Source organism: Butyricimonas paravirosa (assembly GCF_032878955.1).
In the GTDB taxonomy this organism is placed as follows: Bacteria; Bacteroidota; Bacteroidia; order Bacteroidales; family Marinifilaceae; genus Butyricimonas; species Butyricimonas paravirosa.
The window spans coordinates 1,137,323-1,149,842 of record NZ_CP043839.1 but is presented as its reverse complement, the minus strand read 5'-3'; the positions used below and the strand labels follow the sequence as shown (position 1 = coordinate 1,149,842).

11 protein-coding genes are annotated in these 12,520 nt (G+C 42.0%); 4 read left to right on the top strand and 7 right to left on the bottom strand.

The window, feature by feature from the left end; all coding sequences use genetic code 11:
• Positions 1-33: 33 nt before the first annotated feature.
• Both F1644_RS04900 and menA read left to right on the top strand, forming a co-directional pair.
• Complete coding sequence (locus F1644_RS04900) at positions 34-879, top strand: CvfB family protein (protein ID WP_118301912.1); 846 nt, start codon at positions 34-36, stop codon at positions 877-879.
• A 171-nt stretch (positions 880-1,050) separates the two neighbouring features.
• Entirely contained in the window at positions 1,051-1,956 is a 906-nt protein-coding gene (menA, locus tag F1644_RS04895; protein WP_118301913.1) for a 1,4-dihydroxy-2-naphthoate octaprenyltransferase, read from the top strand.
• 61 nt (positions 1,957-2,017) lie between these two features.
• On the opposite strand, the gene F1644_RS04890 is transcribed toward menA, so the two are convergent.
• From F1644_RS04890 to F1644_RS04870, 5 genes are all read right to left on the bottom strand, one after another.
• Positions 2,018-2,395, bottom strand: a complete 378-nt coding sequence (locus F1644_RS04890) for a DUF3127 domain-containing protein (RefSeq protein WP_087422097.1) — start codon at positions 2,393-2,395, stop codon at positions 2,018-2,020.
• Positions 2,396-2,464: 69 nt separating this feature from the next.
• Positions 2,465-3,169, bottom strand: a complete 705-nt coding sequence (locus F1644_RS04885; RefSeq protein ID WP_087422098.1) for an FKBP-type peptidyl-prolyl cis-trans isomerase — start codon at positions 3,167-3,169, stop codon at positions 2,465-2,467.
• A gap of 18 nt (positions 3,170-3,187) precedes the next feature.
• On the bottom strand, positions 3,188-3,790 hold the full coding sequence (locus F1644_RS04880) for an FKBP-type peptidyl-prolyl cis-trans isomerase (RefSeq protein WP_087422099.1): 603 nt from the start codon (positions 3,788-3,790) through the stop codon (positions 3,188-3,190).
• Positions 3,791-3,917: 127 nt separating this feature from the next.
• Positions 3,918-4,574, bottom strand: a complete 657-nt coding sequence (locus tag F1644_RS04875; RefSeq protein WP_118261008.1) for an ABC transporter ATP-binding protein — start codon at positions 4,572-4,574, stop codon at positions 3,918-3,920.
• A 232-nt stretch (positions 4,575-4,806) separates the two neighbouring features.
• Entirely contained in the window at positions 4,807-5,148 is a 342-nt protein-coding gene (locus tag F1644_RS04870) for a DUF3795 domain-containing protein (protein WP_118301915.1), read from the bottom strand.
• A gap of 153 nt (positions 5,149-5,301) precedes the next feature.
• On the opposite strand from F1644_RS04870, the gene F1644_RS04865 reads away from it, so the two are divergent.
• Positions 5,302-7,434, top strand: a complete 2,133-nt coding sequence (locus F1644_RS04865) for a Tex family protein (RefSeq protein WP_189021506.1) — start codon at positions 5,302-5,304, stop codon at positions 7,432-7,434.
• Between the two features lie 132 nt (positions 7,435-7,566).
• Positions 7,567-7,800 (top strand): hypothetical protein, encoded by a 234-nt coding sequence (locus F1644_RS04860; protein ID WP_118301916.1) that lies wholly within the window; start codon positions 7,567-7,569, stop codon positions 7,798-7,800.
• 7 nt (positions 7,801-7,807) lie between these two features.
• On the opposite strand, the gene F1644_RS04855 is transcribed toward F1644_RS04860, so the two are convergent.
• Both F1644_RS04855 and F1644_RS04850 read right to left on the bottom strand, forming a co-directional pair.
• Complete coding sequence (locus tag F1644_RS04855) at positions 7,808-10,138, bottom strand: ABC transporter permease (protein ID WP_118301917.1); 2,331 nt, start codon at positions 10,136-10,138, stop codon at positions 7,808-7,810.
• A gap of 2 nt (positions 10,139-10,140) precedes the next feature.
• Positions 10,141-12,519 carry an FtsX-like permease family protein gene (locus F1644_RS04850; RefSeq protein WP_118301918.1) on the bottom strand — a complete coding sequence of 793 codons (2,379 nt, stop codon included), beginning with the start codon at positions 12,517-12,519 and terminating at the stop codon, positions 10,141-10,143.
• Between the last annotated feature and the right edge of the window lies 1 nt (position 12,520).

Here is a 12,520-nt window from a genome sequence, read left to right as displayed (position 1 = left end):
AATTTCTCTATCTTTGTCACAAAATTACAGAATATGATAAAGTTAGGAGAATATAATATATTGAAGGTCGTTAAGATCGTGGATTTTGGTGTTTATTTGGATGGAGGGGAATATTGGGGAGAGATTTTGCTACCGAAAGAAACGGCTCCGGCTGAATGTAAGGAAGGTGATGAATTAAAAGTTTTCATTTATTTTGACTCGGAAGACCGGGTGATAGCCACGATGACAATACCTAAAGCCGTCGTGGGTGATTTTGCCTTGATGAAGGTGGTGGGTACGAGTCGAGTAGGGGCTTTTCTAGACTGGGGATTACGTAAGGATTTGCTGGTTCCTTTTCGGGAACAGCGGGAAGAAATGATTGTGGGGCGTGAGTACTTGGTTTATGTTTACGTGGATAAAACGACGGATCGTATTGTTGCTTCCACGAGGTTAAGTCGTTTCTTGGATAAGACTCCGGCAGAGTATGAATTGGGGCAGGAAGTCGAATTAATCGTCGCTCGTCGTACAGATTTAGGGTATAATGTTATTGTCAATAATAGCCATGAGGCGATTATCTATCGTAACGAGATATTCCAACCTATAACCATTGGGCAGCACCTGACCGGTTATATTAAGACCATCCGGGAAGACGGGAAAATCGATTGTATCCTGCAAAAAAATGATGGTCATGAACAAATTGACCGTTTGGCAGCCTTGATACTGAAAAAGCTGGAAGAGAATGGAGGTGCCTTAGCTGTATCGGATAAGAGCGATCCGGACGAGATATATCGCCTTTTCGGTTGCAGCAAAAAGAACTACAAAAAGACGGTTGGCGGTTTATTCAAACAGCATAAGGTTATTATCGGGGAGAAGGAGTTGAAGTTGAAAATGGAGAATTAAAAGTTGAAAATAAAAAATGAACTCCCTCCCCCTTCGGGTGCTCCCTCTATAAACAGAGGGAGAGTTGAATTACTTTTCGACTTTGGGAAGAGTTACCAGCTCCTCCTCTGTTTATAGAGGAGGTGGCAGCGAAGCTGACGGAGGAGTTTAATTTAAAATCTGAATGAATACATGTCTAAAGTTCGGGCATATATCACGAGTTTTCGGTTAAGAACATTACCTTTATCCTTATCGGGTGTATTACTAGGTTCTTTGTTGGCTGCAAGCGATGGGTATTTTAAAACGACGACCTTCGTGTGGGCCATGCTCACCACGGTTGCCTTACAAATATTGTCTAATCTGGCGAATGAGGTGGGGGATTTAACCAAGGGAACGGATAATGAACATCGTTTAGGGCCTATTCGGAGCGCTCAAAGTGGAGCTTTGAGTATGCGGGAAATGGTACAGGCCATGATTGTTTTCGGAGTAATAGCGATCATCACCGGAAGTCTATTAATCTATGAGGCATTCCGGGATTTGTTGAATTGGAAAAGTATTTCTCTGTTTATTGCCGGGGGTGCATCTATCGTGGCCGCCGTGAAATACACGGTCGGGAAGAGTGCTTATGGTTACCGGGGACTGGGTGATCTTTTCGTGTTTATCTTTTTCGGGTTAGTGAGCGTGATGGGAAGTTATTTCGCCATGTCCGGTGTTTTGCCTTGGATATGTGTGTTACCGGCCGCGGCCATCGGTTTTCTCTCTTCCGGTGTTTTAAACATGAATAATATCCGCGACATCGAGAATGACTCGGTTTGTGGCAAGCGTACCATCCCGGTTATCTTGGGAATACGGGGAGCAAAGATATATCATTTCGTGATCACGCTATTGGCTGTGATTTGTCTCGTGTTGTATTCCGTGCTGCATCCTGCCGGATGGACGGGCTATCTCTTTTTGTTAACGCTACCGTTGCTGGCAATGCATCTGAAGTCTGTCTATTGGGGAGAAGGAAGAGCCTTGGATTCTCAATTGAAATTTCTTTCGATAACGACGTTGCTGATAGCGCTTTTATTAGGTTTTGGTCAATTACTAAGTTGTTAGATTATGGTATTAAAAAAGGTCTGTAATATTTGCAGACCTTTTTTAATACTGTATTTTCCGTTTAGAAAGGAAGATCGTCGGCTTCCGGCATGGGAGGAATGTCTTCCACCTTGTATTCCGGTACCGGGGCGCCCATCATCGGGGCTTCCGCTTGAACTTTCTCAATTCTCCAACCTTCGAGGTTCGTGAAATAAGAAACCTGTCCGTTGTTCTCCCATTTGCGGCCACGCAAATTGAAATACACTTTAATATTCTCGTTCAATTGAATAGTCTCTAATAGATCACACCGGTCTTGGATCAATTGAACTTTTACGAAGTCGTTCCATTGTGGATTCTTCTCGTTTTCAACTTCTATCACGAATTCTCTCTTTTGGAAACGATCACTGATTTTTTGTGTAGCTTCTTTGTAAATTAATTTTCCGGTAACTTCGTAATTCATTGTTTTTCTGATTAGAAACAAGCCCAAGAGTCCTTGGGCTTGCTAGCTGTTTAAATATCAAATAATAAATTATTTTTGAGCGTTCGGGTCAACGATGTCGATTAATTCAACTTCGAAAATCAACGTTTCGTTCGGTCCGATAGCACCTCTGGCTCCTTGAGGTCCGTATGCCAAGTTTGACGGGATGTAAAGCGTCCATTTAGAACCAACAGGCATTAATTGTAATGCTTCCGTCCAACCTTTGATCACGCGGTTTACAGGAAATTCGGTAGGCTCGCCTCTCTTGTATGAAGAGTCGAACTCGGTTCCGTCAATCAAAGTTCCTTTGTAGTGGACTCTAACAACACTGGTATCTGCCGGGATAGCTCCGGTTCCTTCTTTTTCAATTTTGTATTGAAGTCCGCTTTCGGTAGTTTTGATACCATCTTTCTTAGCGTTTGCTGCCAAGAATTCTTCTCCGGCTTTCAATGCTTTTTCAGCTTTAGCCATCATGGCTTTTTGAGTATATTTCTGTAAAAACATATTCATTTGCATCATGTCGGCAGGAGCATCTTTTTTCTGTAAGGCACTGTTCATTCCGGCGATGATAGCGTCCATGTTGATGTCTTCAATACCGTTTCCAGTGATGTTAGAACCGTACATGTAACCAATATAGAAACTTGCTGTATCGGCCTCGTTTTTCAGCGATACATTCGTTTTTGTAGAAGTGTTGCAGCAGCTAGATAAACCGATTGCAGCAACAGATAAACCTAAAATTAGATTTTTTGCGTTCATAGTTTTTCGTAAATTAAATTATACTATATCTAATAATTCGATATCAAAAATCAAGGTCTCGTTCGGTCCGATAGCCTGTCCTGCACCGTGAGGGCCGTAAGCTAGATCAGAAGGAATGTATAGTTGCCATTTTGAACCCACGGGCATTAATTGAAGAGCTTCAACCCAACCGGCAATAACTCCGTTAACTGGGAATTCAGCCGGTTCACCACGGCGAATGGAAGAGTCGAACACGGCACCATTAATCAGGCGTCCTTCATAGTGACATTTTACAGTATCGCTACTTTTCGGAATAGCCCCGTTTCCGGTGGAAATTACTTTATATTGTAATCCGCTTTCCAGGGTAACCACGCCTTCTTTGCTCTTGTTATCGTTTAAAAATTGTTCTCCGGCTTCCTTGGCAGCTTTACCTCTTTCATTTTGCAGTTTGTTAAAATAGTCCTGCAAAATCTGGTTAGCCTCTTCCGGTTTGATTTCCGGCATCTGGCCTGCATAGACTGTTCTGATAGCGTCAACAAAAGCTTCTGTATTAATGGTGTTCACACCTGAAGAAAGGAGATTACTTGCAATACTTAGACCGAAACAATAACTCACTTTGTCTAACTCTTCTGTATATTTCATTGAAAGGTTTAATTAATAAATAAATATTTTGTTCATTAAGATGCAAATGTAAGAACATTGTGCGAAAACACAAACAGGTTTTCGTGTTTTATTCGCGATACGAGAAAATCGTGCCGGAAGGTTCATTTTATTCATTCATTAGCATTCCGTCATTTAATTTTATTTGTCTGTCTGACATACGGGCTAGTTCCGTGTCATGCGTGACGATTACGAATGTTTGTCCGAGTTCTTCCCGTAAAGTGAAGAATAACTGGTGTAATTCATTTTTGGTACGGGTGTCCAGATTACCGGAGGGTTCATCGGCCAGCACCACCCGGGGATGATTGACGAGAGCCCTTGCCACGGAAACTCGTTGTTGTTCCCCGCCGGATAGTTGATTGGGTTTGTGGCTCACCCGGTCTGCCAAACCGAGAAGGGTCAGTAGTTCCATGGCCCGCAGCTCCGCTTCTTTTTTCCCGGTTCCCTTGATCCATGCCGGGATGCAAACATTTTCCAACGCGGTGAATTCCGGTAATAAGTGATGGAATTGGAATACAAACCCGATGTTGTTATTTCGGAATTCCGATAGTTTGTTGGAGGATAACCGGGCAATGTTCACGGAATCATACAATAGTTCACCCTCGTCCGGGGTATCGAGTGTTCCCAAAATATGCAATAACGTACTTTTCCCGGCACCGCTAGCCCCGACGATCGTTACGATCTCTTTTTCTTTTATCGTGAGATCAATTCCTTTCAGCACTTTTAGTTCGCCGTAGCTTTTGACTATATTTTTAATTTCTATCACCTGATTAATTTCTTGATTTATGATTTCCGATTTAGTGATTCCAACCCGCTAACCAACATTTATTATTTGATGGTAAAGATAATAATTTTCAATATCGGGTAATCCTGTTGATCATTTTTATTTCAATGATAGATGTAAATATGCTTATTGGCATAATAAAGTTATGCCGTTGTAATAAATCCAAGGCAAGAATCGCTCATTTTTGTAATGAATCCAAGGCAAGAAGGTGATTTTAGATTGACGATAAAAGATTTCCTTTTGCACTGGGGTTATGCTGGAAAATAAGATCGATGGTCGGGCAATGATCCAGTTCTTTACAATCGCCACAGGTATTGAATCCTTTTGTTTGAACACATTTCCGGATTTCACAATAATTGCTGCAATAAGCGAATTTAGAGCCATCGACACGGCAACCCGTGCAATTAATAGTTTCCGGTGTGATCTCCGACGTGTTGTTCATGACACTCCATTTTTGAGCGGTTTCTTCTCTTAACTTGTCATCGTTATTGATTGTGGCGATACGGGCGTCGCAGTTTTCGCAATCTAATCCACAACAGGCGATTAATTGTTTCATAATAGGGTATGTTTGATTTAAGCTTTAGACAAAGATAAGAAATATTAGATTGCTACCTAGGATTACTTCATAAGATTCGATGAATTTATTTACTGAATGGAGATAGCGATTAAATAAAGAGTGTGTATCTTAGCAATCTAAAATCAATTACGTATGGAATATTATATAGATCCGGTCACCTTCGTGACGCAAAAGAGTGGTTTTGAGAGTAGATATATTAAAAATTTGTTGGGGTTACTGGATGAAGGGGCCACGATACCTTTCATTTCCCGTTATCGGAAAGAGATGACCGGGAGTATGGATGAGGTGCAGGTGGGACAGGTACGGGAGATTTACGAGCAGTTCAAGGAGCTGGAAAAGCGGAAAAAGACGGTGTTGGAGAGTATCGAGCAGCAGGAAAAGTTGACTCAGGAATTACGGAAACAGATAGAGCATTGTACCGATTTACGAGAACTGGAAGATATTTACCTGCCTTATAAACCGAAGAAACAGACACGGGCGTCAAAGGCAAAAGCGAAGGGATTGGAACCTTTGGCAGCCATGTTGATGAAACAGGATAACGGGGATGTGTGGGACAAAGCGGCCCGTTTCGTGAAGAATGACGTGGAGAATGAAGAAGAGGCTTTGCAGGGTGCTAGGGATATTATTGCTGAATGGGTCAGCGAGAATGACCGGGCAAGAAACACCGTGCGTCGCTCTTTTGACCGGGTGGCCGTGGTAAAAGCGAAAGTCGTGAAGGGGAAAGAGGAAGAAGGGGAGAAGTTCACGGATTATTTCGATTATTCCGAGCCTTTGCGGAGGATTCCTTCCCACCGGATGTTAGCGATTCGTCGGGGGGAGGCTGAAGGTATTCTGAAAGTGGCGATTGAAATCCCGGAAGAGGAAACGATAGAGTCTTTGGAAAGAATATTCGTGAAAGGTCGTAACGAGAGTGCCGAGCAGGTGACCATGGCGGTGAAAGACGGGTATAAACGTTTGTTGCTTTCGTCTATCGAGACAGAGTACCTGCAAAGCGGTAAGCAGAAAGCGGATGAAGAAGCGATTAAGGTGTTTGCTGAAAATCTGCGTCAATTGCTTTTGGCTCCGCCTCTTGGGAATAGGCGAGTGTTAGGTATAGACCCGGGATTCCGCACGGGATGTAAGGTTGTTTGTCTGGATGAAACGGGAAATCTGGTGCATAATGAAACCATTTATCCTCATCCGCCACAAAATGAGGTGAAACAGGCAGCGAATAAGATTACCAATCTGGTTAACTCTTACCGGATCGAGGCAATCGCTATCGGTAATGGTACGGCTGGACGTGAAACCGAACGATTTATCCAGAGTTTGCGTTATGACCGGGATATACAAGTGTTTGTCGTGAGTGAAAGCGGGGCATCGATTTATTCGGCCTCTAAGATAGCTCGGGACGAGTTCCCGCAGTATGATGTTACGGTTCGCGGAGCAGTGTCGATAGGGCGTCGGCTGATGGACCCATTGGCCGAGTTGGTAAAGATTGACCCGAAGTCTATCGGGGTAGGGCAATACCAGCATGATGTCGATCAATCCAAATTGAAAGAGAGCTTGGATCGGGTGGTCGAGTCGTGTGTGAACCGGGTTGGGGTGAACGTGAACACGGCGAGCAAGTACTTGTTGACTTACGTCTCCGGGTTGGGGCCGACTTTGGCAGAAAATGTGGTTACTTATATCAAGGAGAACGGGGCATTCCGTAGTCGCGGCGAATTGAAAAAAGTGAAACGCATGGGAGAGAAGGCATTCGAACAGTGTGCCGGATTTCTTCGTATCGAGGGGGCCGAAAATCCCTTGGATAATTCATCCGTGCATCCGGAATCATACGCAGTGGCAGAACGGATGGCAAAAGACTTGGGCATCCCGTTGAAGTCGTTGATTGGTAACGAGGAGGCTTGTAATAAGATTGAACTATCCCGTTACGTGAATGACCGGATTGGGCTACCCACGTTGAAAGACATCGTGGATGAACTCAAGAAACCGGGGCGTGATCCCCGTTCTGTGGCTAAAGTATTCAGTTTCGCTGACAACATTCATACGATTGACGATCTGGAGATCGGGATGGTTGTTCCGGGTATCGTGACTAATCTGACGAACTTCGGAGCCTTCGTGGATATTGGCGTGAAACAGGACGGGCTGGTACACATATCCGAGATTGCCGATAAATATATTTCGAACCCGGCGGATGTACTTTCTTTGAATCAGCATGTTTCAGTGAAAATCGTGCAGGTTGATAAGGTGCGGAAACGTATCGGTCTTTCGATCAAGCAGGCGTGAAATGGAAACTTGATAACCGAACAACTACCGAACAACCTACCGAACAACTGGCGAAATTAAGATGTATTCTTGATACTCGAACTTTTTTCCTTTTCTTTCGTTTCACGTGTATAAATTCAAACGAACACGGTTATGAAAGAGAAGGAAAAGAAACAAGAGAATATGGATGTGAAAAAGCATCTGACACCCGAAGATGATGAGAAATTACACGAGGCATATATAAACGCTTTAGGTGAAATTCTGGAGAATGACGATGATGATGCCCGGGATAATTTGGCTAATTACATGGACGAGGTAAAAGAAGAGTCCGATGCCTTGGGTACGGAACCGGACGAGAATGATTTGGATAGGGGAAAGAACGCTTGACTTTCCCCTATTTTATAGTATCTACCGGATTCATCCGGGAGGCTTTAAATGCTTGCCATGCGACGGTCAGCGTGCCAATAACGACTGCCGCTATACCGATAAAGATAAATGATACCGGAGAAATCTCGTTTTTATAAACGAACTGTGTGAGCCACTGTGCTGAGCAGTAATAGGCAATTGGCGCCCCGATGCAAAAAGCAATCAGAATCCATTTGATAAAACGGGCGCATAATAACACGGCGATTTGGTTTTCACTGGCCCCGTTGATTTTACGCAGGCTAATTTCTTTCCGCCTGTTCTCCACGGAGAACCATGCCAACCCGAATAATCCTAAGCCGGCTAGCAAAATGCTGATATAGGAAAATATTGAAAGAATTTTCATGACTTGTAACTCTTCTTCGTGAAACTCCATGTAGCGTTCAGACAGACTACAAGTTTTTATTTCGATTGCTCCCGGAGCAACTTGTTTCCAAAGTGCATTAATCTTTTCTTCAACTATTTTTCGGGTACCGGGTTGAATACGGATAATATGACGATCGGACCCGGTATCACTGAATCGAATAAATAATGGCGTGATTTCTCGGGTGAGTTTATCTCTTGGATAATCGGCAACGACCCCGACGGTCGTGTAGGTTTCATCCCATATTTGGAAGGTTTTACCTAAAGGCTCTGCTATCCCTTGTTTCTTTAGAAAAGTCTCGTTCACGATGGCTTCATGTAATCCTTGTTTTCCCGGAGAGAAAAGTCTTCCTTCCAAAAGTTGTATATCATAAAAATCAAAGAACGAGAGGTCGGCTTCCGTGCAATCCACGGACATGTTATCTAGTCCGTAAGTGCAATTTTGAGTGATAGCGCTCATCGTTCGGTGCGTGATCTCCGGGATGGAAGAGAGTTGGTCATAGAAAGCTTTCGTTGTTTCATCTTCTACCGTGTAAAGTCCCCATCCTAATATCAAAATTTCATTGGCGTGTGGACGGCAATGTGTTGCGAAGTCCATCTGGTGGTGAATGTTTACCACTGTTGTCGTCAGGATAATGGATATGGTAAACTGGGTAATCACAATATTGCGAATAAGAATGGTTTTTTGTTTGTTTTCATTCTTTAGGATTTCAGATAGAGAATTTTTGTTGATTTTTAGGATCACGTATAAAGGAGGTATGATGATAATTGTACCGAGTAAAAGAATCAGCGCCAGTGGGGTATATCCGGCATATAAATCCGATAGACATAAATCGGAAGTAATGAATGTGTTGAAATAAGGAATAAGAATATGGATAATACCAATAGATACGATAAAGGAAAACATAACGAGTAATCCGGTTTCCATGATTAACTGTTTACGTATTCCTTGTTTTGATTCTCCCGAAATAAGTTGAATCCCGGTTGTTTTTAATTGTTGTATGGTGCGAGTCAGACAAATGTTGATGTGGTTGAAACAAGCGATGATAAATATGAGTATGGCAACTCCCATGCCTAAATAAACGAAAGAAGGATCACGTTTAAAGATTAATCCGTCCTCGTATAAATATTTTGCTTTTGAAAAATAAAGTTGTTCAACAGGTTTTAGATAGATCGTTCTATCCTTAAATACTTCTTCGTTCCGATCATTTATTTTTGTTAGAAAATTTGGAGCTGTAACTTTAGATGAAAGCTCGATAAAAATGTAAAAAGAGAATCCGGTAACTTTTGATATTTCTTCGTCCGGTAATCCTCGTAATATCCCAAAATGGAGAAAATTCTTTTGCGAATCGTCAATAACAGTTGTGATTGTGTAAGGTTCGAATATCTTTTTGTAGATATTTTTCTCCCCGTCAAAATGAACAATATAGCGCCCTAACGTGAGAGATTTTCCAATAGGGTTAGCGATTCCGAATTGTTGGCGGGCAAAAGACCGGGTAACGGCAATTTCATTGGGAGATGAGAGTGTTTTGCGTAAATCTCCCGATAAAAGGGGAAGTTTAAAAAAGTCGGTGAAGTTGGGTGTAACAGAATAAGCATCCATGTAGTCCGGTTCTTCCGCTTTTTCACTGAAAAGAAGATGTTCATTCCGGAATACACAATAGGCTTTCACTTCTGGATAAATGTTTTTTAGTTGAACCCCGCTTTCCCCGGAAATGAAAGCATCATTGGGATGGACGTCTTGTTTCCTTTGCTCCTGAACAAGATAACAGTTTTTACTATTCAAGATAGAATGAGCGATATTATATTCGTGTATCACGAAAGTAACGAGCAGCGTGCAACACGTGATCCCCGTGATCAGGCTGATCAAAGAAATCAGCGTGTAGGTCTTGTTTTTTATCCAACCTCGAAATATGATTTTGAATTGAACGTTTTGCATGATTATTCGATTTTAAGGGTATCTATTGGGTTATTTCTTGATGCTTGCCGGATCTGCCAGTTGGTCACGAGCAGAACAATACAAAGGGATATAACGATGGTAAGTACGAAAATCCAAGGTTGTATTTCTATCCTGTAAGCGTAATTTTCCAGCCATTTCCGGGAGGCGTAGTACGCTATCGGCAGACCGATCACGCAGGCCACGAGAACTTTTGTCATGAATTGTCGGTTAAACAGTAACATGATTTGTCGCTCCGATGCCCCGTTTACTTTTCGAAGAGCGATCTCCCTCGTTTTGCTTTCCACCATGAATATGGCAAAAGCGAATATCCCCATACCACCGATTAGAATGGCGATCAGTGAAAACAGGATCACGAGTTCCATAAAGGCCATGTCTTTTTGGTATAGGTCTGAGTAATTATATTCTTGATATTCAAAAATACCTTCCGGGTTTCGGGATCGATGCAGTTCTTGCAGGTATTCCAGTACCTCTTGTCGTTTTCCTGGCTGGTAACGAATCAATAACCAGTAAGTCGAGGGCGGTAGAATCATCGTGGGGCGTATCGGGTAATGGAGTGATTGCGTGTGATAATCTTCCGTAACCCCTGTAATACGGTAGTGAACAGAACGTTGCTGGTTTAGGATCGTTCCTAGTGGGTGATCTAGTTTAAACGTTTCCACGAATTTTTTATTTACCCACACGTCAGTTGTCGATGAGTAATTATTTTCAGGTGTGGGATTAAATTCAATGGGAGTAAACTCTTGATTTTTAATAATCGGTATGTTATAAATATTTGTGAAATCTTCATCACCGTACATACATACAACATCGACATATTTTTCCGATTCCGATGGGAAATGGATTCTTTCTGTTAATGGTGTGCCAGGGTCTGGGATATTGATTCCATTACATACATACAAAATATCAGGGTGTTTTAGTAATTCTTCTTTTAGTGCTTGATAATTGGAAGAATTATCAAGCCAACTGATGCGTAACACCTGATCTGTTATGATTCCTAGCGGTTTATCTTTGATGAAATGAATCTGTGATATAATAATCGAACAATAAAAGAGTAATGCCGTGAAAATACCGATTTGTAAGATGGTCAGGATTTGTGAAAGATTTATCTGTCGGGGGCTCGGTTGAAGTATATTTTTCACACCCAATCGATTTATTCGTTGTTTGAAATGAAAATAGAGGAAATAACAAATACTCCCCATGATACAGCAGGTAAACACGACAAACAATAAATTGGAAAAACTAAAAAACAGGAATGGGTACACGTGATCCGGTGATAAAACCTGAATAATGTAAGGGTGTAACAAGCTGGTCAGGATGAACGCAAGCACAAGAATAACTCCCGTCAGTAATCCGATCTCGCTAATCAGTTGATAAAGTAGATGTGTATTACTCGCCCCGTAGCACTTGTGAATGGCAAAACGAGAAGAATCCCGGTTTTGTTGGGCTATCCGGATTAACAGGAAGTTCCCGGCCGCAAGGAGTAATATTAAAAGAGTGATTCCCCACAACAGATAAGTCAGGGATAGGGAGCCACGCAGCAATTCGTCTTGTTCGATATGGTCCGAGTGAAAATAAGTATCTTTCAATGGTTGAAGTCTGTACGAACAATGAGTTGCCGTTTCCGTTCTTTGTAGGGTAATTTCCTGTAAAGCTTTTTCCACTCTTTCTAGATCGGTTCTCGGAGAAAGTCGGAAATAAGTATATACTGAACGAGAATAGCGTTCATTACTGAAATATGGGTGCCCTAGACGGCAATCGATAAAAATATCGGTTTGGAGAGTAGAGTTTGCCGGAAAATCTTTTATGATTGCAATTACTTGACATTTAACCTCTTTCTTCCTGTTATAGATGGGATCTTTGATCGTTATTGTTTTCCCGATCGGGTTTTCCTTATCGAAAAATCGTTTGGCACTTGTCTCTGTGAGTACAATCCACGAAAAATCGGAGGAATCGATATTACCTTGAATGACGGGTCGCTCAAATAAATCAAAAAAAGAAAGGTCAACAAGAGCGCATCGAGATTCGATCATAAAATCAGTATTGTTATCTGTTTTTATTTGATAGTCTTTTAAGAAAAAACGGGCAATCCGGTCTATTTCCGGTAATGCTTGTTGTGCGTCTAATCCGAAAAATGAATTATTCCTACAATTCCAATTTGGTTCATTGAAGTTTCGATTAATCACCCGGTAAATATGATCACCATTTTTCAAGTATCCGTCCATATTCCATTCGTTTGATGTGTGACTGTATATCAGCCAAGCGGCAGAAAAGGCAATGGACAACCCGACAATATTGATCACCGTGTAAACCCTGTTGCGGGAAAGCTTGCGTACTATGAATTTAAAATATTGCTTAAACATG